At 45.6% G+C, this 26,335-nt stretch carries 23 protein-coding genes and 2 pseudogenes; 2 read left to right on the forward strand and 23 right to left on the reverse strand.

The features are described 5' to 3' along the window. Positions 1-15: 15 nt before the first annotated feature. The 5 genes from AC3WT9_RS29335 to AC3WT9_RS29355 form a co-directional block, all read right to left on the reverse strand. Positions 16-558: a PadR family transcriptional regulator gene (locus AC3WT9_RS29335; protein WP_341096525.1), complete on the reverse strand. Its 543-nt coding sequence runs from the start codon at positions 556-558 to the stop codon at positions 16-18. Between the two features lie 153 nt (positions 559-711). Beyond that, positions 712-1,566: a P-loop NTPase family protein gene (locus tag AC3WT9_RS29340; protein ID WP_341096527.1), complete on the reverse strand. Its 855-nt coding sequence runs from the start codon at positions 1,564-1,566 to the stop codon at positions 712-714. Between the two features lie 324 nt (positions 1,567-1,890). Further along, entirely contained in the window at positions 1,891-3,333 is a 1,443-nt protein-coding gene (locus tag AC3WT9_RS29345) for a cellulase family glycosylhydrolase (protein WP_341096528.1), read from the reverse strand. A gap of 279 nt (positions 3,334-3,612) precedes the next feature. Beyond that, on the reverse strand, positions 3,613-3,984 hold the full coding sequence (locus AC3WT9_RS29350) for an iron chaperone (RefSeq protein WP_341096529.1): 372 nt from the start codon (positions 3,982-3,984) through the stop codon (positions 3,613-3,615). Positions 3,985-4,064: 80 nt separating this feature from the next. Continuing rightward, complete coding sequence (locus AC3WT9_RS29355; protein WP_341097791.1) at positions 4,065-4,949, reverse strand: AraC family transcriptional regulator; 885 nt, start codon at positions 4,947-4,949, stop codon at positions 4,065-4,067. Positions 4,950-5,064: 115 nt separating this feature from the next. Here AC3WT9_RS29355 and AC3WT9_RS29360 point away from each other — a divergent pair, with 115 nt between their 5' ends. Continuing rightward, complete coding sequence (locus AC3WT9_RS29360; protein ID WP_492408470.1) at positions 5,065-5,982, forward strand: DMT family transporter; 918 nt, start codon at positions 5,065-5,067, stop codon at positions 5,980-5,982. 150 nt (positions 5,983-6,132) lie between these two features. Further along, entirely contained in the window at positions 6,133-6,984 is an 852-nt protein-coding gene (locus AC3WT9_RS29365) for an RCC1 domain-containing protein (protein ID WP_341379884.1), read from the forward strand. A gap of 528 nt (positions 6,985-7,512) precedes the next feature. Here AC3WT9_RS29365 and AC3WT9_RS29370 read toward each other — a convergent pair. From AC3WT9_RS29370 to AC3WT9_RS29455, 18 genes and pseudogenes are all read right to left on the reverse strand, one after another. Continuing rightward, positions 7,513-7,992: a hypothetical protein gene (locus tag AC3WT9_RS29370; protein WP_341096535.1), complete on the reverse strand. Its 480-nt coding sequence runs from the start codon at positions 7,990-7,992 to the stop codon at positions 7,513-7,515. 178 nt (positions 7,993-8,170) lie between these two features. Next, positions 8,171-8,299, reverse strand: a pseudogene (locus AC3WT9_RS29375) (IS5-like element ISLpl3 family transposase); the annotation flags it as partial. Positions 8,300-8,388: 89 nt separating this feature from the next. Further along, positions 8,389-9,361: pseudogene (locus AC3WT9_RS29380) on the reverse strand (transposase); the annotation flags it as partial. Positions 9,362-9,479: 118 nt separating this feature from the next. Beyond that, positions 9,480-10,994 carry an ABC transporter ATP-binding protein gene (locus AC3WT9_RS29385; protein ID WP_341096540.1) on the reverse strand — a complete coding sequence of 505 codons (1,515 nt, stop codon included), beginning with the start codon at positions 10,992-10,994 and terminating at the stop codon, positions 9,480-9,482. Between the two features lie 14 nt (positions 10,995-11,008). After that, complete coding sequence (locus AC3WT9_RS29390) at positions 11,009-11,680, reverse strand: energy-coupling factor transporter transmembrane component T (protein WP_341096541.1); 672 nt, start codon at positions 11,678-11,680, stop codon at positions 11,009-11,011. A 3-nt stretch (positions 11,681-11,683) separates the two neighbouring features. Beyond that, on the reverse strand, positions 11,684-13,423 hold the full coding sequence (locus AC3WT9_RS29395; RefSeq protein WP_341096543.1) for an ABC transporter ATP-binding protein: 1,740 nt from the start codon (positions 13,421-13,423) through the stop codon (positions 11,684-11,686). Then, positions 13,420-15,222 (reverse strand): ABC transporter ATP-binding protein, encoded by a 1,803-nt coding sequence (locus AC3WT9_RS29400; protein ID WP_341379888.1) that lies wholly within the window; start codon positions 15,220-15,222, stop codon positions 13,420-13,422. Before AC3WT9_RS29400 ends, AC3WT9_RS29395 begins: the two co-directional genes overlap by 4 nt. After that, complete coding sequence (locus AC3WT9_RS29405) at positions 15,219-15,821, reverse strand: MptD family putative ECF transporter S component (RefSeq protein WP_341096547.1); 603 nt, start codon at positions 15,819-15,821, stop codon at positions 15,219-15,221. The genes AC3WT9_RS29400 and AC3WT9_RS29405 overlap by 4 nt, the downstream gene beginning before the upstream one ends. 121 nt (positions 15,822-15,942) lie before the next feature. Next, positions 15,943-16,908, reverse strand: a complete 966-nt coding sequence (locus AC3WT9_RS29410) for a helix-turn-helix domain-containing protein (protein WP_341379889.1) — start codon at positions 16,906-16,908, stop codon at positions 15,943-15,945. A 462-nt stretch (positions 16,909-17,370) separates the two neighbouring features. Continuing rightward, positions 17,371-17,595 carry a hypothetical protein gene (locus AC3WT9_RS29415; RefSeq protein WP_341096550.1) on the reverse strand — a complete coding sequence of 75 codons (225 nt, stop codon included), beginning with the start codon at positions 17,593-17,595 and terminating at the stop codon, positions 17,371-17,373. Between the two features lie 113 nt (positions 17,596-17,708). Further along, a complete protein-coding gene (locus AC3WT9_RS29420; RefSeq protein WP_341096551.1) occupies positions 17,709-18,839 on the reverse strand; it encodes an ABC transporter permease in 1,131 nt (376 codons plus the stop codon). After that, positions 18,836-19,996 carry an ABC transporter permease gene (locus AC3WT9_RS29425; RefSeq protein ID WP_341379890.1) on the reverse strand — a complete coding sequence of 387 codons (1,161 nt, stop codon included), beginning with the start codon at positions 19,994-19,996 and terminating at the stop codon, positions 18,836-18,838. Before AC3WT9_RS29425 ends, AC3WT9_RS29420 begins: the two co-directional genes overlap by 4 nt. 20 nt (positions 19,997-20,016) lie before the next feature. After that, a complete protein-coding gene (locus AC3WT9_RS29430; RefSeq protein WP_341096555.1) occupies positions 20,017-20,979 on the reverse strand; it encodes an ABC transporter ATP-binding protein in 963 nt (320 codons plus the stop codon). A 225-nt stretch (positions 20,980-21,204) separates the two neighbouring features. Beyond that, positions 21,205-21,639, reverse strand: a complete 435-nt coding sequence (locus tag AC3WT9_RS29435; protein ID WP_341096556.1) for a DUF3021 family protein — start codon at positions 21,637-21,639, stop codon at positions 21,205-21,207. A gap of 12 nt (positions 21,640-21,651) precedes the next feature. Beyond that, complete coding sequence (locus AC3WT9_RS29440; protein WP_256718263.1) at positions 21,652-22,023, reverse strand: LytTR family DNA-binding domain-containing protein; 372 nt, start codon at positions 22,021-22,023, stop codon at positions 21,652-21,654. Positions 22,024-22,675: 652 nt separating this feature from the next. Then, positions 22,676-24,043 carry a S41 family peptidase gene (locus tag AC3WT9_RS29445; protein ID WP_341096557.1) on the reverse strand — a complete coding sequence of 456 codons (1,368 nt, stop codon included), beginning with the start codon at positions 24,041-24,043 and terminating at the stop codon, positions 22,676-22,678. Between the two features lie 87 nt (positions 24,044-24,130). After that, positions 24,131-25,501, reverse strand: coding sequence for a sensor histidine kinase (locus tag AC3WT9_RS29450; protein WP_492408477.1), 1,371 nt, complete (start codon positions 25,499-25,501; stop codon positions 24,131-24,133). Further along, the gene (locus AC3WT9_RS29455) at positions 25,494-26,177 is read right to left on the reverse strand and encodes a response regulator (RefSeq protein WP_341096559.1); all 684 of its coding nucleotides are present in this window, start codon (positions 26,175-26,177) and stop codon (positions 25,494-25,496) included. The genes AC3WT9_RS29450 and AC3WT9_RS29455 overlap by 8 nt, the downstream gene beginning before the upstream one ends. Positions 26,178-26,335 lie beyond the last annotated feature (158 nt).

Raw genomic sequence — 26,335 nt, forward strand, 5'->3', positions numbered from 1 at the left:
ATGTATCAGAATTCGTTAAATACTGCTATTCCCTTCCACTAACTGCTCCATGCTTAACAATCCCTCGGCAATGGTTGCAAGTTTAGCTTTATATTCTGCTATCCCAATCTGGATGCAAATGATCTGGGCCGGGTGCATTTCAGCTTTATAATGTGAATACTGCTCTAATAACTGATCTAACTTTTTTTGTGATTCCTCTTGTACTTGCTTCAACCAAAAAATCACCTTGTCATACCCCACAAATCGGCCAAAATAAAGCCTCATCATAAAATCGGATTTCTTACTACTGTCTCCCTCTAGTGGCGCTAGTAAATAGTCGTTAAAACAATCTCGCCCTTTAGCCGTTATGTTATAAACATTCTTATTTGGCTTACCTTTCTGGGGCACAATTTCCTTGGTTATTAATTCTTCCTTCTCCATGCGGGCAAGCGTAGGATAAATCGTGCCATAACTAGAGCTATAGAAATTAGATAACACATTCTCCAATAACTGCTTTATTTCGTAGCCAGTCAACGCTTCTTTCATGAGCAAGCCTAAAATAACATCCTGAGTGTTCAAGAATAGCTCCTCCTTATTTAAAGATATCTACACATCACACTTAGCAATATAACAGACCAATATATATCAAGTCAATATATAAGACTTAAGTAAAAAAAAGCCGAGTGAAATCAGCAGTGAATGCCTGAAATCAACTCAGCTTGTCATATGTGCTTAATTTACTGAACTAAAGTATTCTGATAAAATCCCCACCAAAACTTGCTTATAATCATTTAATTCATAAGAAGAGTTATTTACTTTTTTCTTGGTTAAGTTTATGCCGTTAAATATCTCTTCTTCCAATTCTTTTCTTGCCTTCAGTACCTCCAAGGTTCCTTCTAACCCTGTATAACCCTGCTTTTTTCCATACCCTTGGTTAGTATAATATTCAATAAATCCCTCCGACCATTCTTTAGGTCTTTCCCTAACGGCCTTTCTGAAAGAGTGATCAAGATTGTTCTGCTCTACGTAAAGCAGCAATGGATTCAGCCGCTCCACAATCGCTGCCAGTTCCAGCACATAACTTATAACGTCTTCCTTCTGTGCACCATATTTAATCATCCCAATGGTTACAGGGTTTTGTATAAAACAACAATCAAAAACAAAGGTGTCTGAGCCATTTAAAACACTTGCTGCAAATCCCTTCCAACGCTCTGTTATCAGTTTCCTGTTTTGATCAAGCGACAATTCATAAACATCATTTTTGGTAACTGCCTGCAATAACTCATCTGGAAAATCAGGCCCATATTCATTTGCGATTTTTCGATATTCCAGGAAATAATGGTTCCCTTGTTTAATCACTCGATTATTCAACAAATCCCGAAACTTCCCATGGGTACTCAATAATTCATTGAATTCATTTTTCTCCAAATAGGCGACTCCCTCATAATCCGCTGGATGCTCCAAATCCCCTTCTAAAAACAGCTGAGATTTAAGGTTCATTTCCGTAAGAATTTCATGGACTAATTGAGCCGTTGTTGTTTTCCCGAATCCTGGTAATCCCTCAATCAAGACTAACTTCGGTTTCATAATAAAATCCCTCCAATCATTATTAGGAGGATATGTAGGTTAGGAGTGATAGAGATACGGTTTCCCACAACATTAAAAGCGGATACCCTAAGGTATCCGCAGAATGGGTTTACATTACACCTTTCCCTGCATACCCTGTAAGCTCAAAGAAAAGCATGCTGAATAAAATAGTGTAATCACTATTACAGGCATCCTTTCGCATTGTTAATCTTTACAGAGTAATCCACATGATCAGGTTAACGCTCCTTTGTATGCATCTCTATTAGTTAGATTAACATTGAGCAGAGTTGAATTCAATCCGGGAGCCTTCTTCAAACCACCCCGCTAGTTTAGCTGATACAGATTCCACTTTTGCGCGTTTGAGCCATTGTCATCCCAAATTTGAACATTGGTTCCATTTTCAGTACCAGCAGCAGCGACATCCAGAGCTTTCCCGCTGTTGCTGGCAATCAATTTATAAGCACTTCCAACTTTAACAATGCTCCACTTCTGATTGGAGCCGCCGCCATAACTCCATAATTGCACATTCGATCCATTGGCAGTCCCCATCTCGGCTACATCCAAACCTGTATTGCTATTGACGTTAATAACCTTATACAAGCCTCCGCCAACATCTGTGATTATCCATTGCTGAGCGCCCGTTCCGTTATCGTCCCAGATCTGTACATTTGTGCCGTTTGCAGTGCCTGCAGCAGCTGCGTCCAAGGCTTTACCGCTGCCTACATTAACCATTTTATAGGTTTTACCAGAAACGATACCGTCACTTGGAGGTGTCGCTGACTTTATCTGATCTCTGACAAATTTACCAGATGCCGTTAACTGCGCGTCAGACCATCCTCCATAAGGGCTTGCGCCAGGCACCAATGCAGCCGAGGCTTCCGTTTTATCACATAACGACCAGTTGGTCCAACTCAGTTTTCTGTCTTTCATAAAATCCGTCCATACTTTAGATTCAGCAAGGAAAGGACCACCGTCTCCAGAAGCGTCACTCGTTCCCCACTCTGTGACGAATACGGCCACACCTTTGCTCCTTGCATAATCAATACGATCTCTCAGCCATGAACCGTGAGTTCCAGCATAGAAATGTGTTGTATACATAATGTTGCTTTGGGCGATGGGGTTATTGGCGGCATCATGCACATCCTGGCTCCATGTTCCGGTTCCTACGATAATGATTCCATTCGTATCAATGGATCGGATGACCGGAATCATTTCCTCTGCATATGGCTTAATGTGGCCGTTCCACGTAGCATATCCATTAGGCTCATTGGCGATTTCATAGATCACATTCGGATAATCCTTATACAAATTGGCCATTTCTGCAAAAAAACCTTTTGCCTGTTCTTTATAAATATTCGGATCTTTTTCACCCAGCACATGCCAATCGATAATCACATAGATTCCCAGATCAATTGCGGCCTGTACAGCTTCTTTCACCTTATTTTTTTGCGAAGGATCATTGATATAGCCGCCATCTTGCGTATACATAGCTGGCCGGAATACAGTTATTCCCCAATTGTCTCTCATCCATTTCATGCTATCATAATTCACGTACTGCCCAAACCACTGCAACCCATGGGAACTCATCCCCTTTAATTGGATCGCTTCTCCTGCCTGATTCACTAATTGGTTCCCAGAAACTCGCAGTTGGCCATTTTGGGCTACGACTGAATTAGCCTCGGCCTTCACTTTTTGCGGTAGGACAAAAGATACGGTCATGAAGGTGATAATTAATGCACAAAAAACCGCAATCATTTTTTTGACCATATAAAGCTACCTCCTTAAATGGTTTGCTGCACTTTCCCGTGCTCTATTTTCCGAATAGATTCATCCCCCCCTTCACCAAACTTGCAAATCTATGGGGTGCCTTATGAAATCCCTATACTCAGTAAACGCTTACATATTCTGTTATATTATACAATCAGCAAACGGTTTTTAATACCAAACAATCTCAAGTTTCCAGAAAAAAAAGTGAAGCGCTGTTCCATTCAGCACTTCACCTTTAATATGTTGAAATCCAAGCAGCTTGCTCGCTTCTTGACGACTTTATTTCCGCCAAAAAGTTGAACAATCTGCCTTATCCAGAATGTTAAACTCAATCATTTTCTCAAGCAATGAGAAATTAACCGGACTATCCCAACGGATACGTACCAACTGCTTGGTATGATCATAGCCAGCCTGCACAATTTCAGCAGAAAAATGATGAATCCCTGCGATTTCAGGGGCAACAGCCATATGATGTTTGGCTACGCTAAAGCCAATAATGTATGTGCCATGATCGGTGAACATAGGCTGATTCCAGCCAATTTTCGGCATTAGGTTTGGAAATTTCTTGATTACCCAAGCGAGAACCACTTCCACACGGTCCCGATGTACCGGGTTATCAATTTGCGCCAAATATTCTGCAAAAACTTCCATGTCATCCCCCTAAAATAAAATTTATTAATGTATTTAATATACCCTAGTTTGCTTAATAAAAAGCACTTCACTCCACAAAATTAGTAATTATCCGTTTTTGATTTTCTGTAGGCTAAGGGTGTCATATTCATCTCCTTTCTGAATCTTTCTATAAAATAGCTGGTGCTGTTGAATCCAACCTTATAGGCAACTTCTGTAACATTAGATTCTGCTTGTTGCAGTAAGGCTAAGCTTTTTTGTATTCGATAATCCATAACATAATTCAACGGAGTTATCTTTAACATTCGTTTGAAATATCGGCAGCATTCAGAACGGCTCAGTTGGCCTGCTCTTGCAATATCATCTAAAGTGATTTTTTCAGCATAATGCAAATATATCCAACTCAACATTTGCTTCATCCGATGGCTCTTTACCATTTCCATCTGGTCGTACTCTAATTGAAAGCCATTAATGATTAAGTTTTTCCAAATTAGGGTCAGGTGCATGGTAATATCGATTTCAAAGTAGGGGGATTTTTGTTGAATCCATTGATTTATTTTCATAATGGCATCTAATATATTTTTCCCCCAAGGCTTATTAGCATCTATAAATAAATAGGGTAAATTAGTCGCTTGAATATAAGGAGTTACATAGGTTGTATACAGCTCTTGTGATAAAACGAAATGAGGAGAAACATTTAAACAGATATAGACACAACCCGATTCTTTCTTTTCTTCGGCCATGTGTAGGCAGCCACTATTTATAAATACCCCATTACCTTGTGGTACTACTAATTTATCTTCATTTATTTGAAAGATTGCTTCCCCTTTTATAACCAGAACAAACTGAACTTCATCATGCCAATGAAGCGGTATATATCCATTTATATTTTGACTAATCGTTGTTTCGTAACATGCAACCGGTAGTACGACCGTTCGATGCTCAGTGAGCTCTTTTAAGTTTTGATCAATCATGAAATTTTTAATTTGCAAATGACCACAACCTCAATATATTTATACTTTAACATCCAATATAGATATAATTAAAAAGATTTTTCACCTATTATAACACTATTATTATATTTTAAGGTGGGGAATCATCATGGATAGATCAGCTAGAAGAACAGGATTGTTTCTTGTTATAACAGGGGCTATATTGTGGGGGATTAGTGGTACCGTTTCAAAAAAACTCTTTCAACAATTCACAATTGATGTAAATTGGCTTGTAGCAACACGTTTGCTCATAGCTGGTGCTTTACTCTTAACCGTTCAGTTTTTCATTAAAGACCGTTCACAACTATTCAGTGTATGGAAAAATAGAAAGACAGCTTTCCAACTCCTTGTCTTCGGTTTGGTTGGTATGCTCTCCGTTCAATACACGTACATGGCATCAATCAAATCCGGTAATGCTGCTGTTGCAACACTACTACAGTGTTTAGCCCCTATAATGATTATCATCTATTTAATTCTTCGCAAACACATTGTCTTAACACGAAATGATTGGGTAACTATTTGCCTTGCTTTAGTTGGTTGTTTCTTCTTACTAACAAACGGCTCGATCTCTCAGCTATCCGTGCCAAAAATCTCAATAGTTTGGGGTCTTTTATCAGGAATAGCCCTAGCTTTTTATACCCTATACGCAATTCCTCTCTTGAAGGAGTACGATTCCCTCGTCATTGTTGGTTGGGCTATGATAATCGGTGGTTTCGGATTAAGCCTTATCCATCCACCTTGGCAGTCAGACTTTAAAAACTGGACGCTAGAAACCTATTTATACTTAATCTTCGTTATTCTATTCGGCACAATGATAGCATTCTGGTTCTATATAGAAAGTTTAAAGAGTCTTTCAGCAAAAGAAACAAGCCTTCTAGGTAGTTTGGAACCACTAGCCGCTATATTAACAACTGTATTTTGGTTAAAAGAGCCATTCGGATTTTTCCAATGGATTGGCACAGCATGTATCATCGGACTGATTTTGTTAATGACATTGAATAAGAAGTCTACTGCAAATAATCAATGACTTTAGATATGAGGTATTCACGATCAGGTCTCCCAGAACAGACGGTTGCCCGAGGCGAGCTGTGAGGTGACCGGCCACACTGAATCGTTGAAAATTCGTGAAGGTTCTGCAATACTATCTATAAAATTATGAATTATGGGGGATTCGATTATGGAAACCGTTGCGCCTAAAAGATATGACACACTGGTCGGCGCGCCGGCCGCCATCGCGGCGGGTTATCGCCATACCGTCGGGCTTAAATCAGGCGGCACGGTGACGGCTGTGGGTGATAATAAATATGGCCAATGTGAGGTAAGCGGCTGGCACGATATTGTGGCGGTTGCGGCGGGTAATGCTCATACGGGTAATGCTCATACCATCGGTCTTAAATCGGACGGCACGGTGGTGGCCGCGGGTTGGAATAAACATGACCAATGCGAGGTAAGCGACTGGCGCGATATTGTGGCGGTTGCGGCGGGTTGGCGCCGTACCGTCGGGCTTAAATCGGATGGCACGGTGGTGGCCGTGGGTCGAAATAATGAAGGCCAATGCAATGTAAGCGGCTGGCGTGATATGGCGGCGGTTGCGGCAGGTGACTGGCATACCGTCGGGATTAAATCGGACAGCACGGTGACTACTGTGGGTAATAATCGGTATGGCCAATGCAATGTAAGTGACTGGCGTGATATGATGACGGTTGCGGCGGGTTACCTTCATACCGTCGGGCTAAAGTCAGACGGTACGGTGGCGGCTGTGGGTTGGAATAAGCGTAACCAATGTGATGTAAGCGGCTGGCGCGGTATTGTGGCGATATCGGCGGGTAGTAATCATACCATCGGCCTTAAATCAGACGGTACGGTGACGGCTGTGGGTTGGAATGAGTATGGCCAATGTAATATAAGCGGCTGGCGCGATATTGTGGCAGTTGCCGCGGGTTGCGCTCATACCATCGGGCTTAAATCGGACGGCACGGTGGTTGCTGTAGGTGATAATCAATATGGCCAATGCGATGTAAGCGGCTAGCGCGGCATCCAAGTACCCGCAATCGGATTTATTTAATGGATTATCGTTAGGTACTCAGTCTACAACTTTATTTTCCTAGTCTACTGTATTTTCTCCGAACACCTTTTTCTCTTTGTAAGCATAAAAAAGTCGCTCAAATGAGTAATTACAATCTATTTTTTTAAGACACAAACCATATTGTTAAGTTACTCACATTAATGCCAATTACTAACTTTAATGTCATACTACAACTGAATAATGAAAATAAAGTTGTAGACTGGTCGTGGGATCGAACAGTGTTATAATGCCAAAGTTTTATAAATAGAAAAGCCACATTAAGTATTTAACTCTAATGTGGCTTTCAAACACGATCACGAACCCTCACTGGCTTAAGGGGCGTAGCCCGAGGTCCGACGGACTTAGCCAGTGCAGGGTTGTCTGCTGAGTTCACTTCCCCGAAAAGCCTCTTACAGACCAAGGGACATGTGGATGCAGTCTGAATACGTTGTTATATGATGTATCTGCCTTCTTGAACTAGTGGCATAAGGTCTATATGTTGTTATAATAAATGTTCTTTATGTATTTTTGATCTCCATAACGAATCTCTTTTGGATACTCTTCGCTGTTGATCTCTAACTTCAGTAAATCATCATTACTCTCTTTTATTTTACTTTTAATCTCTGCCCTTGAGTGTATATTATTAAGTATATTCCTTATCCGCTTATCGTTATCATGTTTAATTTCACAGCGGACTCCTAATTTCACCATGTTATGCTGATCGGTAAAGTCATTAAACAAATCTATTAATATAAAACTATCCCTATCGTCTTTTGTAAAGAATACAAAAACATCTCCCTTTCCTGCTCTGCTAGGTCCTTCGCCATATGATAAATACTGGTCACATAATTCCATGAAATTAAATCTTATATTTAATTGTCTCATTAATTCTTCTAAACTAAATACCTCAAACATGTCATCTATCAAATCAAAAAACGGTAGATAAAAAGAAAATTCAATATATCTTTTCATTCTTAATTCCTTTCATTATTTAGTAATGCTGCGGATGTGTCCGGCTGATTCCGCTTCCCTGCAGCTGAATGACTCCAGTCGAATCTGCTTCCTTACTCCTGCCGGCCGAGGGGTGAATGCCCGAAGCGTGAACATGGTGTTATGCGATGGTGCCGGCTTCTTCGAGATACATTCAAGCGATCCATAGAAAAGCGTTAAACATGGTTCTTTCACTTAATTTTGACGGACGTCCTGTTTTGTAGGGTGGAAACATGCCCTTAATTTGTTCCCACTGTTCATCGCTTATTTCGTACCGTCTTTGAATCATGCTTGACGCCCCATTCGTTTTATCAAATCTTACCATGTTATTTAGTTTTCAGACGTTCCTTTGTAAAGCTCCTTCCAGCCTCGGCTTTAACGATGCGGTAACGCAGTGCCGGAGATGCGTTTGACTGTTGATTTTGACCACCATTACATAATTGGAGGACGAGCGGCCATGCCTAAAGGACAATCCACTTGACCTGTCGCATGCGGACAACGGAATTTCAAATGTACCTTTTCGTGTCCCCAATACGTCATGGGAAAACCCATCGAACAACGGGGCGTGCCTTTTCGTGTGATCCCTGCTGGCGGTTCCTTTTCATTTCGGGGATTCAGCGGAATAATGGCTTGTGCCTTGACGCTCCGGGCTGCCTGTAGTTTTTCATTTGGTCATAGCCCGCATCCAGCATGAAGAATTTCGTTTTGGATTTCGAGGCGATAGGCGCCATAAGCGCAGGCCCTTCGTCTCCGTCGTTCACATGGGCAGGGGTCACCTTGAGCGCCATGGGAAGTTCACTCTTGGCATCGACGGCCAGATGCAATTTATAGCCAAACCACTTGACCTTGTTGCCAAAGGTGTCAAACTTTGCACCCCAGTTGGCATTGCCGGTGAGTTCGCTTTTTCGCTTGGTTTTTTTTCTCGTAGGCTTCAATGGCTGCGCTGTCGATGGCTACATGAGTGCCGTCGATGATTCCAGCCTCTTGACACTGAGCCACAAGATCCTCAAACAACCGCTGGGCAAGGCCTTTGTGAGTCAACCCGGCGAAGACTCGGCTTAATGTAGAAATGGAAGGGGCAGGACGATCCAACCGAAGCCCACATTGGTAACGGAAACGAATGTCAAACTCCAGTCTGCGTTGTAGGCCGCTAAACGTATCGATGTTCTCTAAGGGAGCCGCGAGTAACGCGCGAAGAATGCCTTGACGACAGTGCCCATCTGCTCCTCGGGGTGAGCGATTTCTCAATTTTCTCGCATAAGGTCGCAGGTCGAGTGCGCTGAAAAAGATAGGCAGTCGTTCTTTGGATTCGATTTTTTGAAGAAAAAAGACTTTCTTGGAGAATATACAAAGGGGACTTCCTCCCCTTGAGTTTTTTGGTTTCGTCACCAAAAAACTTCTCCAAGTTGAAGCACCATCCATTAAAAAAGAACAGAGCCTGCAGACATTGTCCGCAGGTTCTACTCTTTTTATTTTCCCGCTTGCATCAGCCGGATTACCTCTGGTACCGTAGCAGGAGTAATCGCCAGATCCACCTGCAGCTTTCTGTTATCAAGGAGAAGTAGCCGATCGCAGGCACCGCATACCAGCTCATAATCATGAGTGATTACGAGCACAGTTACTCCGGATTCAGCCATCTCCCAGATTAGTTTTACTACACGGCGCATATTTCTTCCATCCAATCCGGAGGTGGGCTCGTCCAAAATGATCATGTCCGGCCTGTTCATCAGTCCAACCGCAAAGGTTAGGCGCTGCTTCTGTCCGCCTGACAGCGAAGCCGGGTGATGTTCACGATATTCCCACAAATCCAGTTCCTTTAATAACCGTTCCGCCCGTCCGGCTGCACCCGGCTCATCCTCATGGGTCATCAGCAACTCGTTTAGCACACTGTCTGAGAACAGCTGGTAATCGCTGTCCTGCATCACAAACCACATTTTGCGCAGACGCTGATTGGGCTTGCACGGCTGCCCGTTAATCCGGATCAACCCTTCCCGTTCCTTGAGCAGGCCGCAAAGCGTTCTGGCTAATGTGGTTTTGCCTGCACCGTTGGGTCCGGCGAGTGCCGCAATTTCCCCTCTGTTCAGTGCGAAGCTCAGGTCCTCCAGAACCGCTGGCTTAAATCTTCCAGGGGCAATATTCGCATGCTGTACCGTGATATGCTCTTGGTGCTCCTGCCGGCTTCCCCTCCCCTGATCCTCCGCCTGCCGTACTGTGAAGTTAGCCACGCCTTCAGGAATTACAGGTGAACGCAGACCATACGCGTCCAATTGTCCGGAAGTCAGGGCAAGCAGTCCGGCCCGGGTCCATTCTGCGGTAATCTGTCCACCGGCCATGTAGATAATCCGGTCCGCCAGCGGCAGGAGGTAATACAGCCGGTGCTCGGCAATAAGGATGGTTTTGCCCCTGGCCTTCAGGGCTGACAGCATTCCGGCCAGTTCCCTGGTCGCTGCCATATCCAGGTTGGCCGAGGGCTCATCCATTACGAATAGCTCCGGATCGGTGAGGCGGGCGGAAGCGAAGGCCGTCTTTTGCTTCTCTCCGCTGGATAGCCTGTGGAGCCCGCGGGACAGCAGCCCTGTGATACGGAATTCCTCTGCCAGCTCTGTTACCCGTTCAAGAATCAGCGCCGGATCCAGACCGTAATTCTCACCGCTGAAGGCAATCTCGTCAGCCACAACCGAAGTGAAGAATTGGCTTCTGGAATCCTGAAATACGCTGCCTGACGTCCTCCCGAAGCTCCAAGGCTCGATCTCATGGATATCCCTGCCTTTGAGTTTGACGCTGCCTGTAAGATTACCTTCATAGAAATTAGGAATCAGTCCGTTCAGCATCCGGGTTAATGTGGTTTTCCCGCTTCCAGACGGTCCGGTGATGACAACACATTCACCTTCCGCTACTGTCAGATCCACCCCGCTTAATTGTTCATAGGAATCATTGTATTGAAAAGATACGTTATTCAGCTCAATTATCGTTTGTATCCCCATTCTTTTCCCCCGTCCTAGAATACAGCAGCCAATAAGCAGGCATAAGCCGCCAGCACGAGGTAATCCTGCAGCCCGAATGCAATGCGGTGAATACTTGTTTTTGGGCCTGGATCATCTATTCCCTTTACCGCTGCCGAGGCTGCCAGCTCATCCGATATCTTCAAGCTCCTCATGAGCAGCGGCATTATTGTATATTCGTAGGTACGCAAGGGACGCAGCCAGTTCACAGGTGAGGTAAAGGAAACTCCCCTTAACTTGGCAGATACCTGGATCGCTTCATATTCCAGTCTGATCACCGGCATGAACCGGAAGCAGACAGCTAACGAAATAAGCAGTCCTCTGGGCAGACGAAGTGATGCCAGCGCCGATATCAGCTTGCCGGAGGGGACCCTGCCCAGCGACCCTGTCCCCATCATTACTGGCATAAACCGCAGTCCCAGATAAGTCAGGAACCGCAGCGAGCTCCACGCCCCGCTTCCGCCCCGGTTCAACAGTTCCTGCAGCCCGATCAGCAGGGCAGCAAGAAACAGATATTTCACCACCGGTGCATACATGCCTTGTACCAGCAGGTAGGCGGCCATGAAGATGGTAACCATCCAGACCTTATCCATACCGGCCCAAAAGACAGCCACGCTCGTGACCAGCACTACAAGCAATTGTGTGCGCGGGTCAAAAATTGCACGCATTGGCTATTTCACTCTCCATCCTTCAGCTCCCTGCTGGGTATCCCACAGCTTCTCATACAATCCGTGATGCTCCAGCAGCTCTTCATGTGTCCCTTCTTCCGCCAGTTCCCCCTGATCGAGAACAATAATTTTGTCTGCATTGCGTATCGTCTTCAGCCGGTGGGCAATCAGAATGACGGTCTTATCCGCCACCAGTTCATTGATCGCCTGCTGCACAGCCGTCTCATTCTCCGGGTCCAGCGAAGCCGTAGCTTCATCCAGCAGTACAATCGATGCATCCTTCAGCAGTGCACGGGCAATGGATACACGCTGCTTCTCACCTCCCGATAAAGTGGAGCCGCCCTCACCTACAGGAGTGTCATAGCCCTGGGGCAGTGCGGTGATGAACTCATGGCAGCAGGCCCGCATGGCCGCAGCTTCGATCTCTGCCTGGGTAGCCTTCATATTACCGATCCGGATATTGTTGCCGATCGTGTCCTGGAACAGGTACACATCCTGGAACACCATTGATATTTCGGACAGCAGCTGCTCCGGATCAGCGCCGCTAAGCGGCTGACTCCCGATAGAGATTGTGCCTTTCTGAATCTCCCAGAACCTGGCAATCAGGCGGGTAACCGTGCTTTTCCCGCTGCCTGACGGTCCTACCAGTGCCGTAATCGTATGCGGCTGAATCGTGAAAGAAAGGTCCTTCAGCACAGGTTTCCCTGCATCATATCCGAAGGTCACATGATCAAATACAATCGGCGCACCCGAAGGAATACTTCCGCTTCCCTGCAGAGGCTGCTCCTGCCGGACGTCCATAATCCGCCGCGCACTGTAGGCCGAATAACGTATCTCGCCGTAATTCATCAGCACAACCGTAAGCGGCTCGAAGACTTTGGTCCCGACCAGCAGAAACAGCAGAAAGACAGGCAGCGTCAGCTTGCCCCCGGCCAGCGAATAGCTCCCGGTCACGATCATCAGCGTGAGGCCGGAGCGGGTGAGCAGCATCGCCCCCATAATCATCGGGCCCATGATGCCTTCCAGCCGGATAGACGCCCGTTTCAGTTCATCAAAGGACAGGCGCAGCCGCTCAAAACGCTTGCCGCCCATATTGTGGGCTTTGATCTCGCGTATTCCCGACAGGTATTCCTGCAGACGGCTGGCCGCTTCATTCTTGGCCCGTACATGATTCTCGCTTAAGCGAGCCTGCAGTGAATCGGTCAGCCAGAGCAGCAGAACACCGAACGGCATGGCTGCGAACATCGCCAGCGCCATCCGCCAATCCACGAAGAGCAGGCCGGCCAGCGCGAGCACCGGCAGCATGACCGCACTAATCAGCTGCGGCACATTGTGCGAAATGGTCTGCTCCACCTGTCCATAATCGCTTAAGAGCAGGTTCGTAATATCTCCCGGGTCCCGCCGCCCGAAGAAGCCCAGGGATAGATGGCGGATGTGTTCCGCCAGGCTGAGCCGGCCGGAAGCAGCCAGGCCGTAGGCTGCTGTATAGGTTTTGTCGTACAGATAGGAATAGGCCGCATACTCCACAACCAGCCAGATCAGCAGAATCACGCTTACGGTCCACATCCGGCCAAGGTTCAGGCCGGTTTCCGGCTCAGCGAAGGAGAGATAGATCGTGTTGAAGATATCTGCCAGCAGAGCGGCAGGTACAACCTTGGCGATGCCGTCCAGAATGGCAGCAAAAGCGGAAGGCAGCAGGCTGCGCGTATTACCGCCCGAAATATTATGGAAATATTGGTTCATCCCTTTGTCTCCTCCCCCAGTCTCCACTTGGCGGCAGCGATATGCGACTGCCACATCTGTTCGTACAGGCCTTTGTCCGCCCTCAGCTCCTCATGGGTTCCCCGTTCTGTGATTTGACCTTGTTTCACTACAAGGATCTGTTCAGCCCCCTGGATCGTAGACAGGCGGTGGGCGATAATCAGCACCGTCTTGCCTTTGACCAGCTCTGCCAGCCCCTGCTGAATCTTCCGTTCATTCTCGGCATCGGCATAGGCCGTTGCTTCATCCAGCACAAGAATCGGGGCATTCTTGAGCAGCGCGCGGGCGATGGCCACCCGCTGGGCTTCTCCGCCCGACAGATAGGTGCCGCCTTCCCCGATTCTGGTATCGTAGCCGGACTCCAGCCGCCCGATAAATTCATGGCAGCAGGCTGTCTTGGCTGCAGCGATAACCTCTTCTTTCGTTGCCCTGGTATTGCCCATGCGGATATTCTCCTCAATCGTATCGTAGAACAGGTGCACATCCTGGAATACGAAGGAGACTGTATCCATCAGCTTCTCGGTGCCCATCTCCTGAACAGGCACGCCGCCGATCATTATCCGGCCCTGCTGCACATCCCAGAAACGCAGTAGCAGACTAGCAATCGTCGACTTGCCTCCCCCTGACGGCCCCACCAGCGCTGTCATTTCGCCGGCTCTGGCCGTGAAGCTGATCCCCGACAGGATTTGCTTGTAATTCATACTATCCTCGGGTTCATAGGCGAAGGACACGTCATCGAAAGTGATATCATATCCGGAGGGAAGCCGCGGCGACTCCGGTTCACTTACCGGCTTCTCGGCAAACACCGCCTCAATTCGCTTGTTGCCTTCAACGATTTCTCTCATGCCCCCACCCAGAAAGAGCAGCTTCAGCAGCGGAGCTGACAGACTCGGACTGATGAGCAGGAACAAGATCATCGTAACAGCGAACGACTGGCTGCCAGCCTCTCCGCTTGCCAGCAGAATGCCTGCAGGTACTGCGAAGACAAACAACGAGCCGATAATAACAAAAAACAGGCTGTACGAGGTTTTGCACAGGTTCGTAATCCGCAGGGAAATATCGCGGTAGCCGGTCACCGCGTCCCGGAAGGTCAAGAAGGAATCTGCGGTAATACCAAACACCTTGACAGCAGGCATGCCTCTCACATACTCCACACCCGTTGCATTCATCTCTTCTACAGCATATTGGAACTCCCGGTACACCTTTTGTCCGCCTTCACTCCCGAACACTCTGGCCTGCAGCCAGAAGCCTGCCCCGATCGGCAGCAGCAGCACCAGTGCCATAACCCAATCCAACCAGAACAAATACCCCAGAAGCAGCAGCGGGACAATCACCGCTGCTACAAGATCAGGCAGCTGGTGGGCGATAAACTTCTCTATTTTTTCTACACTGGTCTCAATAATCTTCTTCAGCTCTCCGGTAGCAGTCCGGGTATGATAACCCATCGGCACTTTGGCTACATGGTCGGACAGCCGTACCCGCAGCTCATAAAGAATGTTGAATGCGGCGATGTGCGAACACATCCCTCCGATATAGAGGGTAATTAAGGAGCCCAGCAGCGACAGTAAGGCGATAATCCCGCACTGCACAACCAGGTTCTTGTTAATTCCGCCAATATCCTGGGCATGAAGCAGCAGCTCCTCGATGATGCGGTATACCGCTGCAAAGGGAACGACCTGCAGTAGACTGGAGAGTATGGTGAAGATGCTGGCTGTAACCAGAAGCCCTTTTTTGCCGGCTACAGTCTTCAGCAGTCCCAGCGCCTCGGAATTATCTTTCATCGGATGACACCCGCTTTGATGAAATGCTTGTTCAGCAGCCTGGAGGCGAAGCCGCTGCCGAGCAGCGTCATTCCGAAGGCAAACATAATGCTTGCAGAAATCCATGCCGGAGAGTAAGCAAAGTACAACATTCTATCCAGCGTATCTGCATCAAACATGCCGGAGAGATAAGCGCTGCCGTAGACATAAATGGTTACCGTGGTGCCCATGCCATAGAAGCAGCCGTAGACCGCGTACGCAAGTGATTGTCTGGTCAGTCTTCTGTACTGGGTTCCGTCTCCCCAGAACAGAACAGCTTCACCGAACAGCCCGGCCAGTGCGAAGAATACCAGCATCAGCGGAACTCCCATCAGGGTATACACCAGTCCGTTAACAATGCTTTGCACTAGCAGAGCCCCTCTTTTAGCAACCTTCATCGCCATGACCAGGTACACAACCGCTGAGAAAAAGAGACAAAAACCAGCAATGAGCGGCATAGCCGCCGCTCCTATTACAGGGGTCAATATGGAGCCAACAATGGCATTGACCGCATAAATTAGAATGCTGAAGATACCGATCAATATGTAATCCTTGGTTTGAAGTCTTTTTGCTTTGATCATTTCGAATCTCTCCCTGCGGTTAATTGATAATAATTATCAATTGTAACTATCGCATAAAACAACTTTATCCGACACCCGAATCGGGAGGATTGGCATACAGAAACGGATTATTCTGATACAGCTAGGCTCTGCCGAAGTAGCGTGAGGGGACGGAGCCATACTTCTGGCGGAACTTCTCGGCAAAAAAGCTGGGATTGCTGAAGCCCGTCATAACCGCTGCAGCAGTTACTGTGGATGAGCCGTTTTCGAGTAGACGATACGCAGCCTTCAGTCTGCTATCAATAATATAAGCATGAACCGGCATGCCAAAAAGCTGCTTGAAGCCCTTTTTCAGTTTGTTTTCGTTAAGACATACCCGCTTAGAGAGCTCCTGGATGCCGGGAGCAGCAAGCAGGTCATGATCCAGAATCTCTTTGGCCCTAAGGAGCGAATCGATATCGGTTCTGGACAGAGCTGAACGCACCACAGGTCTGCCCAGCGCTTCATGCATATATACAGCGGTCAGCTCCATAACCTTCCCTTCAAGATAGATCCGCTTGAGGCTGTCTTCAAAGCTGCAGCGGAGCATCTCCTGGAAGATCCGCTGCATCAGCGGAGTAGCGGTATGCGTCTGAAAAGGCTCCTGCCGGCCAGCCTCACTACTGAGTTGGCGCACTGGTTCGAATAAATACGGATCTGCCTTGACGGTAATTCCGTAATACGGCATTCCGGCCTGATACATCCCCACACAATCCGCCGGCTGATGCCCGAATACAGAAAGTTCCCCGTGGTTAAGGCGATAATCACGGTTCGATGTCCGGACCTGCCACTCAATCGGCGCACCCAGGCAGTAGCTCCATTTGAAGGTGCCCTTCTGTTCGCTGCTGCGCATCTCGACGTTCTCAAGGAAGCACAACTCACACACAGTAATCTCAATAGCGGAACTGACCCTGAACCGCTCCCAGTAACCTTCACCGAACTGCTCCGGAATCTGTAGACTGCTCTTTGTCGAATGCGGACGATATAAGCCGTTCAGTCCTTCCGCGAGTGCATTATGCCTGGGCTGCAGGCTTTCAATATCATACCAATCTGCTTCCCCCACCTTCATGTCGCTTTCACCTCTTTCATATATACAACGCATCATTTTTTAATTGAGAACTATTCTCATTATAGCCCAAAATCGGGCTGCTTTGTACTGCCGGCCTGAATCCTAATCATGAATTGAAGCTGCTGTTTATGAAGATTCTACAACCACCTCGATATTTAATAGTAATTATTACGAATAATAACCTGTATCTTATCTTTTGCCTCCTATAATGTCAATGGTACAAGCTGAAACGGCTGCGCCGTCCGCCCAAAAAAAAGAAGAGCCTGCAGATATTGTGCACAGGCCCTTCTTTTTTTGGACTTTATTTGATACCCCATTTGAGCACAAAATGATCGCGGCAAACTTTAAGTGCTCAGTGGGAACTTTGTGGGACATAGGTAAACTAATTTTGTTGATTTTATTAGAATTTTCGGGACATTTGATAAACGCGTAAAAAAGAAAGTGTGGAACCACTAGAATTCACTATGTATTCTTCTGCTTTGCAGCTTGCATACCACCGATGATAAGCATGATAATCCCAATTATTGCAAGAATAATCCGAACTAAGAATGGACTCAATGAAAACACAGTTTCACCTTGCCAGTACAATCCTAACAACTTTTCATTCAGCCCCACCATCGCCAATAATGGCTTAAAAAACAAACTCAGCGCTAATAATACTATCCCCCAAATAATATTGTTATTCATTGATTCAAAACCTCTTTTCCGATTATAATATGCATCAACTCTCCCCGTTTACGCACAATTCTGACAGCATCAGCACTTTATTGATCTATCAAAATTGTTTCTCTATGTTCATATCACGTCCTTACCTTTTCATTTTTTACGATAAAGGAAACAAATATAAGTAGAGCTGCAAAGCTAAGCATATATATCAGTTGCTGTGAGGCAGCAGCAATACCTTTCCCGGCTATAACATCTCTACCTGCCTGCAAAAACCATGCCGTCGGAAAAAAATCTCCGATCTGCTGCGCAAATTTAGGCATAATCTCCCGCGGCCAAAAACAACCCCCAAGCATTAGCATAGGAAAGTAAATTAAAGTCGAAAGCGAACCAGCCATTAGGCGGGTGTTCGAGAATCTGCTGATTGCTACACCTAGGGCGACACAAACAAGAGAGAAAGCCAAGCACACGAGCAACACTTCTTGTTTCTCCTCAGAGGTCTGCCCAAATGAAAAATCTACTATGCTAGATATAATGCTCAGTAACAGTACTGATTGAATAGCAGCGATCACAAAACATGCCAGCATGTTTTGTAGGAGATAGCTTAATCTTGAAACGGGCGTAACTGCAATACGATCATACACACCTGATAATTTATCCTGCAGGATTATACTGGAGGAGAATGTCATGAGAAATACCATACCAAAAGCAATAAACCCTAATGATTCTACCGCATTGCTGACGTCTCGTTCTGAGCCTGCATAATTAAGTGCACTTTCATATGTAACGTTGAACGCACTGTTTTTGTAAAGGTCCATGCCTTGGTAAAAAATTTCCTGATCACCTCCAGACGCTCTTGCAATTTGTTTTGCAGAAGATACATAGCTTGACACATACACTTTTACAGGACCAAAGATGTCAGTACCTGCTAAGTCATAGATTAATACAGAGACGTCCTCACCATTCAACAGGCTTTCGGTGAAGCCCTGCTGAAAAAGCAACCCGCCGTCTAGTTCTGAATTAATAACCATTCCTTTGACATCATCATTACTCGTCAGATTGATAATCTCGTACTGCCCCTTCAATTGTTCTATAAAACCTTGAGTAAACAAGGTATTGTCTTCATCTATTATCCCAACTTCATATTGAACTTCCTGAGATGTCACCACAATCAAAAAGACAATCAGTAAAATCGGTATAACAAAAATAAACAACAAACTCCAACCCTTCTGGAAAACACGTCTAATACAATTAAGAAATATTGTCATTCTGCCGTCCTCCTCGAAGCAACCAGGCTTACAAGCACAAATCCGACACAAATCAATATCATTACGCCTATATTAATAAGTGCCTGTTCCACTTGATTCCCATATACAACATTGAAAAGAGCAGTCTTAGCGTAATAGCTTGGTGATAGATAGGCAAGTGATCCAAAGTCCACGATTACAAAACCGCCAACGATGAAAGTCCCCCCAAGCGTTATAAAATTGGATAATGATTGTGCTTTTTGAATGCTACGTGTAATAATAACCAGCATCATCCCAAGTAGTGTAACGAGTATGGATAATATAAACAAAGTAAGAAGTACAACTATAATATGGTTTCCCCAATCCACGCCATATACGTACTTTGTAAGCAAGAGTAAGATGACCCCTTGGAAAAATGTCACCAATGATAAACCAAGTCCTTTGCCAATATATTGTACATACGGTTTCACAGCAGACAAGCGTATTCGTTTACCTAAAGTGCCCAAGTAGTCTTCAGACGCCATAAAAATCCCGTATTCTTGCCCGTATAATAACAGCATCAGTATCATCGCTATGCTGTAATACCCCATCGCAGTCGTCGCCTGCGAACTTGAATTTGAACTTGAGCTTGTTAAGGATTGTTCTTTTACATTCTCTTCATTATTCTTCTGCGGCTCGGAACCCATCGCATCAACTTCTGTTTGTCCTGTTATGTTGTAAATAACGCTAGACGTATTCATCAAATTGGTTAGACTACTTACAATGTTCTTAACAACCAGCGTAGGTACACCATAATCTGTTGATAAGTAGACATTGACGACATGGGGGAGATCTCTATCGTCAGAGAAATTATCAGGAATATAAATAATGGCATCTGCTTTATCCTTTTTAATAAGAACTTTTCCATCATCTAATGACTTAACCGGCTTTAGTTCCGCAAGCTGAGTAACATCATTTGAATGTAAAACAGCATCAAAAATAGCGCCATACCTGCCTGAATCAAGGTTTGCATAAGCTATTGTGACCTTCCCCAATGACCTTTGTATATCATATGTACTACCGAATACCGAACCCAAAATGAGAATAATGATGGCATAGGTAAGCAGATTAATCAAAATTGCTTTTGGATTCATGATCATCCGTTTAACCGTATAGAACATCTGGAACAAAATACTCATTGCATATCCTCTTTTCCGAATTAATCACGCAACTTTTTACCTGTTAATTGGAGGAAAACAGTTTCCAAATCCGGTTTTTCTACTGCCATATATTTTATATTAAAGTGTTGCTTGATTAATTGTTCCAATATAAGAGGAATACAACTGTCATCTTTGTCTAGTTTAATTTCTAATATCTCTTTGTTAACACTAAAGGACAATACTCCATCAAAGGACTCGATTAATTTGACAGCTTCCGCTGTATTAGCAGTGAGTTCCAATCTTAGGCACTGTTCGTGGATATGGTCTGCGATTAATTCGTCAATTGTCCCAAGTGCAATTAACTGACCAAAATCCATGATAGCAACACGGTCACAAATTGCTTCAATCTCTTCCATATAGTGAGTCGTATAAATGACCGTCGTGCCTTCTTTGTTCATTAAACGGATAGATTCCAAGATATGATTGCGTGTTTGCGGATCAACCCCAACCGTCGGTTCGTCCATAAATAGAACACGCGGTTTATGCACAATCGCACAAGTAATATTGAGCCTTCGCTTCATGCCGCCTGAAAAGGTGCTCACTTTCGATTTCCTTCTGTCCCACAGACCAGTAAACTCCAGTGCCTTCTTAACCAGTTGTGCTAACTCATTTCCTCGCAGACCATACAATCCGCCCCAATAAGTGACATTATCTATCGCATTTAACGTTTCAAATACAGCAATTTCCTGAGGAACGTAACCAATTTCACGTTTAATTTCTGTTGCATGTGTTGAAAAGTCTTTGCCGAATATCTTCACTGAGCCACTGTTAAAACGTAAAAGTCCTAATATCGTATTCATCAACGTAGACTTCCCAGCCCCATTAGGTCCTAGCAACCCAAATATCTCACCTTCACGTATGCTCAGATTAACCCCTTTCATCACATCGAGATTATTGTATTTTTTGACCACGTCTGAAACTTCGATTATCGTACGCACATCCTCCATAATACAGGTCGTCATGTTCTACCCCCACTTAATAGTAAATGAAAATCAATTTCATAAATCCCGAATAGGATTTTCAACTCTAGATATTCTAATGAACTCATCATAAAAAACTGCGAAAAGAGTGTATATAGAAAAACGATAAGCTGTATCCACGAACCAATAAGATGCAAAAAAGCAGTAAGCATAGAGCTTACCGCCTTCTTTTAAAGAGCCTTAAATGCTGCTTTATGATTGTATAGACTACTCGTAAGTTCCTTTCTTAACTGCCTTTAGTCTTTCGTTGATCCTGTTTGCTTCCTTTTTATCATTCTCATAGGACAATAGACGAACTATGGCATAAACCACTGCAATTTCGATTGCAAGAGTGAGTGCGCCGGATACACTACTTACAGCACCAATTAAGCTGCCAAGAGAAATCAAAAGGAACTCTAAGGTGAAGAAATGGACGACAATTCGGACACGCATTCTCTTCTCACTTATCCCATGAGGAGCATACAAAATAATTCCCGTTAATGCACTCAAAAATGAAAAGGCCATAAGGATATATATCGACTTCAGATCAAAGGCTATATCGGGAGCAAAAATTTGCCGTAAAATTGTAATTATAATGACTACGGATGCGAAGATCATCAAGAACTCCCTAATGGTCTCTTTTACAAATTCAGAAAACCTCATGTCGATCCCCCCTTATAATCCAAGTCTGTTTTTGAGCACAGGTACATACTGTCTTGAGATAACTACACGTTCCCCATTATCAAGCAATGCTACGAACCGGCCGCTTATAGACGGATGAATACTTGCAATCCTGGCAATATTCAAAATCGTAGATTTGGATGCACGAAAACAGTTCTTTTCACTGCATAATTCCTCTAGCTCATACAGCTTTTGTTTGACTTCATACACCTTGTTCTTGCTGTACACAAACACCTTTCCGTCAACGGCCTCGAAATAATAGATATCACTGAGATTAATACGGCTCACACTGTCATCCTGATATCCCAGTATAACGAGAGCTTCTGTTGTCAGCTTATTTACAATCTCGTTTATTTCGTCATCCACTTCATGACACCTGATGCGGATCTCCTCTTCTTGATCTCTGCTGATTTCTTCGATGGAAATTTTAATAGGATCACCCTCGGGATTTCAAATTATTATCTCGAACATAGCGATGAAGATTTAGCCGAATTTTTATATGACGCCATAATACATCATATCGATCAATGGAAGGAGTAATTATGAAACCACTCCCGATCGGGCAAAGGAACAGGGCTGTACAAAATTAGCTTGTGACCGCATAAACAAACAAGCTCAGTTTAATGCAACCCCTCTTTATAATTTAGTGATCTTTCATTGATTAAGAACAAATTGGATGATATATCCACTGCAATTAGTATATCTTCGGATTATTCGTAATGTAAATGTATATTAGAATTATAGCTGCCTCTTAGCTAAATCCTTCTCAGTCTACAACAAATCAGCGTTTTCTGAGGCACATTTCCAAAGTCCCTCCACCAGGTTCAATTCGGACTATACGGGGGTAAGAAACCAATACAAGGCGCGCTTTGTGATCCTCTAGAAAGGGCCCAGGTAATTTCGCATGATGACCGGTGATTTTGCGGAATGAACGCCCAAAAACCCCCGGCATTTACATTTGCCAGGGGCTTGTATTTTATCCCATTGGAGGAGTCCCGATGAGTGAAAGGGATATCCCTTATAGCTTCTTTTTAAGCAATTCCAAAGCTCGGTTCATCACCGGGTCCTTGCCGGCATCAATATCGGCTTGCTTGATCATGATCTTTTCGTCCGGCGGCAGGCCGCGCTGCTCGTAATTAGTGCCGTCAGGCGATGTATAGCGTTCGTTGCTCAGGGAGAATAACTGTTTGTTCGGCAACAGTCTAAGCAGCATGTCCGAAAAGTATCCGCACGTCTTTTCCCCGATAACCGTTACTTTGTCCAATGCTTTTAAGGCCATCGTCCCTGTCTCGCCGGCGCTTACCGTTAGCGGACTGGTCAGCACCACAATATTGTCAGCTGAAAACTGCTTTGCTCCCGGTTCGATATATACCTGCGTAGGTTTGGAGAATTGCTCGTATCCGCCTGTTCGGGCCTGTTTGGCATACGCCAGCTTGCGTTTCTCGGCAAACAAGCCGGCTATTTTTAACCCGAAGAAGTCCTCGCCCCCCTCATTAAAGCGCATATCGATCATAAAGTTGCGGCAGTTCGCCAGATCCTGCACCATTTCCGCCAGCGCTTGGTCAACTTTCTGCGGATCGGACTCGTCAAAACCAATCAGCTTGATGTAAGCGTCGCCGCTTTTCGTTTGGCCATAAACAATGCGCCCGTCGAGCTTGCTCTTTACCGCCCCTTTTATATATCCGTCTTCGACGTTTCGTTGCATCGACTTCGAATTGGCTTCGAAAAATTCCTCTCGCTCAACTTTGGACTTGGAGAAGATCATACCCTTTTTACCGAATATGACGCTGTGTCCGTCGTTCAGCTTTTGAAACATTTGCGTCAAAATGTCCTCCAGTTCCTTCTCGGAGGTAGCGGCGCCAACTTTGGGCCGATACTCTTTGTACACCTCTTTCCAATTCACTTTGACGAGCGGAAAGAAACTGAAATTCTCTTCAAAGGATTGCCAGAATACTTCAAAATTTTGTACGGGATCATTGCTGAATCCGTTATACTTCACCTTGGGAAGATTATCGATCCGTGTGAGATGCTGCACGTACCCCAAGCCATCGGTCAAGCTGCCGTTAACGAAGCGGCCCATCGGAAATCGTGGGGCATTAAATTGCTCCAGGGATTTGGTGTTGTCGTAAATTTCATTAATATAAATGTCGCCGTTGTTATCGATATTTCCTTTCCCGAACGGTACCAAGCTGTCCTTGGTGTAGCTGTAGACCTTAACGGATTGGCCTTCTATTTCGATTATATGGCCATACCCTTTCGATTGCCAAAGCTGGCGTTCGGCGGCTGCGGTTGCGGGGGGCGGCTGCTTCCGGTTCTCCTTCGCCTGGACATAGGTTCCCGACATGCTGAATGTCAGGAGGGTCAAGATGGCAATCAATACTTTCATTTTTGGTCCTCCTTCTGATCAAAATATATAAAATTGGCTTTCGAGGATAGTATAAAGCCCGAATTTGTCCTCAGTTTGAACGGAGGATTACAATTCGGGCTTTGTATCTTCGAGGGGAAGTGTGATCGAGAAGGAGGTTCCGCCCCCCAATCTGCTGGACACTTCAATTTTTCCATGATGAAGATCGACAATTCGCTTGACGATGGAAAGACCGATTCCGTTGCCGCTAACATTGCGGTTTCTCGCTTTATCCACTTTGTAGAACGGTTTGAAAATTTGGCTGATTTCCTCCTCAGGTATGCCGATTCCATTGTCCGTCATTCGGACGACTGCGCTTTCGCCTTTCTTGAAGGACTCCACCATTATCTTTCCATGATCGGCGGTAAATTTGATGCAATTGCCAAGCAAGTTGTTCCACACCTGATTCATCTTGTCTTCATCCGCCACAATGGTTATCGGTTCCAGCATTAGCTGCATATCCAGATTGCGGGCAGACCATTGCGGTTCCAGGCGAATGACAGCTTTACGCAGTTGCTCGTCGAGACAAAACTTTTGCGGGGCGGGCTTTGCATGCTCGTGCTCCAGGCTGGTCAATTCCAGCAGATCGTCGCACAGCCGGGACAGCCTGTCGCTCTCCTCGTCGATAATATTCAACATCCGCATACGGGTTTTCTCGTCCATGGACTTGATCTTCAGCACACGGGTATATCCTTTGATCGACGTTAGAGGAGATTGGATTTCGTGGGATACATCGGAAACAAACCGCCGACGGAGCATATCCAGCCTTCCCAATTCAGCCGCCATCGCGTTAAAGCTTAGGGTAAGCTGTCCAATTTCGTCACGACGTTTGGTAGACAGGCCAACGTTAAAATCACCCCTGGCCATTCTTTGCGTTGCATGCGTCAGCTTCCGAAGGGGCCTGACCATATACCGCGCAGCGATCAACACCAGAATACTTCCCAAACCGAGAGTAAACAGCTGCTGATACCGGATCAAGGAATCGATTTCGTCGAGGACAAAACTGGTCTGAGTCGTAACCAACAAGACGTGCGGCGAACCGTTCAGCGCAAAAGGCAGGCCAACCGTAATCTCGTCATCATCGCTGGACCCGTTGTGATAAATTTTGTTTTGCTTAAGCACTTGCTGCAGATAAGTTTGATCCTTCTGCCGGTCTGGAGCAGCGCTCCCCGGGTTCAGCAGCGTTCCAGCGCTGTCATAAAATCGTATCTTATAAAAGGGCATAGAATTGCTTACTTCCACGAAAGCCTTCGCATCCTTCGGAGCCAATTTCTTATATAATTGAATGATCATTTGGGCATTGCCAATCATCTTCTCTTCCACTGTCGCTTCGATATGGCCTTTGTAGAAATAGCTTTGAACGATTAAAACCGAGAGCAGGCTGACTATGACGACTCCCAGAAACGTGAACACGACGCGGGCATAGAGCGAGTTAATCATGATACGCCTCCAGACGGTAGCCCATGCCGCGCATCGTTACGATGCGGAAATCTTCGGCATACTGCTCAAACTTGTCGCGCAGACGTTTGACATGCGTGTCCACGGTGCGTTCATCCCCGTTGTACGCGTAACCCCAGATGTCGCGGATCAGCATGTCGCGCGTAAAAATTTGCCCGGGATAACTGGCCAGTTTGTAAAGCAGCTCAAATTCTTTTAAAGGAAGAGCCCATTCTTCGCCCGTATCGGAAAAGTGAACCTGGTAGCTCGTTTTATCGAGAATGACTCGACCGAGCTTCACGATATGGGAGGTAGCGATCCGATACCTTTTAAGCAGTGCCTTGACCCGCATAACCATCTCCATCGGATCAAAAGGTTTGGTCAAATAATCGTCCGTCCCCAATCGAAAGCCTTTGACTTTGTCCAGCGACTCCTTTTTGGCCGTGACCATCAGCATCGGCTTGTCCCCGGCCTCCCGCAGCTTTCTGCACAGCTCCCAACCGTCCATGCCGGGCATCATAATATCCAAAATGATTAAATCGACGGAATGATGCAAGTAATAATCCCAGGCTTCGAGACCATCCGTTTTCTCTACGACGTCCATACCTTCGTCTCTTAATAACAGCCCTGCCAGTTCGCGGACAAGGGCGTCGTCATCCACTACCATAATCGTCGGCAATATTCATTCACCTCTATTCGAAGCCCGCTCCGTGAGGAATGACCCTGCGCAAGCTGAAGCTTTTCTTGCCAAATTCGCTTTAACGTTTCACCGAACTTTTTATCATTAAAGAAAGGTTTCCGTTGAACGGAGCCCTACCGTCATAATGACAAGCCCCC

The organism is Paenibacillus sp. EB106-06-01-XG199 (assembly GCF_058791575.1).

Bases quoted from the DNA above. Each gene is read 5' to 3' on its own strand.
- AC3WT9_RS29340 (WP_341096527.1), bottom strand. From the start codon at position 1,566: ATGAAACCGAAGTTAGTCTTGATTGAGGGATTACCAGGATTCGGGAAA.
- AC3WT9_RS29345 (WP_341096528.1), bottom strand. From the start codon at position 3,333: ATGGTCAAAAAAATGATTGCGGTTTTTTGTGCATTAATTATCACCTTC.
- AC3WT9_RS29350 (WP_341096529.1), bottom strand. From the start codon at position 3,984: ATGGAAGTTTTTGCAGAATATTTGGCGCAAATTGATAACCCGGTACAT.
- AC3WT9_RS29360 (WP_492408470.1), top strand. From the start codon at position 5,065: ATGGATAGATCAGCTAGAAGAACAGGATTGTTTCTTGTTATAACAGGG.
- AC3WT9_RS29365 (WP_341379884.1), top strand. From the start codon at position 6,133: ATGGAAACCGTTGCGCCTAAAAGATATGACACACTGGTCGGCGCGCCG.
- AC3WT9_RS29370 (WP_341096535.1), bottom strand. From the start codon at position 7,992: ATGAAAAGATATATTGAATTTTCTTTTTATCTACCGTTTTTTGATTTG.
- AC3WT9_RS29385 (WP_341096540.1), bottom strand. From the start codon at position 10,994: ATGGGGATACAAACGATAATTGAGCTGAATAACGTATCTTTTCAATAC.
- AC3WT9_RS29390 (WP_341096541.1), bottom strand. From the start codon at position 11,680: ATGCGTGCAATTTTTGACCCGCGCACACAATTGCTTGTAGTGCTGGTC.
- AC3WT9_RS29395 (WP_341096543.1), bottom strand. From the start codon at position 13,423: ATGAACCAATATTTCCATAATATTTCGGGCGGTAATACGCGCAGCCTG.
- AC3WT9_RS29400 (WP_341379888.1), bottom strand. From the start codon at position 15,222: ATGAAAGATAATTCCGAGGCGCTGGGACTGCTGAAGACTGTAGCCGGC.
- AC3WT9_RS29405 (WP_341096547.1), bottom strand. From the start codon at position 15,821: ATGATCAAAGCAAAAAGACTTCAAACCAAGGATTACATATTGATCGGT.
- AC3WT9_RS29410 (WP_341379889.1), bottom strand. From the start codon at position 16,908: ATGAAGGTGGGGGAAGCAGATTGGTATGATATTGAAAGCCTGCAGCCC.
- AC3WT9_RS29415 (WP_341096550.1), bottom strand. From the start codon at position 17,595: ATGAATAACAATATTATTTGGGGGATAGTATTATTAGCGCTGAGTTTG.
- AC3WT9_RS29420 (WP_341096551.1), bottom strand. From the start codon at position 18,839: ATGACAATATTTCTTAATTGTATTAGACGTGTTTTCCAGAAGGGTTGG.
- AC3WT9_RS29425 (WP_341379890.1), bottom strand. From the start codon at position 19,996: ATGAGTATTTTGTTCCAGATGTTCTATACGGTTAAACGGATGATCATG.
- AC3WT9_RS29430 (WP_341096555.1), bottom strand. From the start codon at position 20,979: ATGACGACCTGTATTATGGAGGATGTGCGTACGATAATCGAAGTTTCA.
- AC3WT9_RS29435 (WP_341096556.1), bottom strand. From the start codon at position 21,639: ATGAGGTTTTCTGAATTTGTAAAAGAGACCATTAGGGAGTTCTTGATG.
- AC3WT9_RS29445 (WP_341096557.1), bottom strand. From the start codon at position 24,043: ATGAAAGTATTGATTGCCATCTTGACCCTCCTGACATTCAGCATGTCG.
- AC3WT9_RS29450 (WP_492408477.1), bottom strand. From the start codon at position 25,501: ATGATTAACTCGCTCTATGCCCGCGTCGTGTTCACGTTTCTGGGAGTC.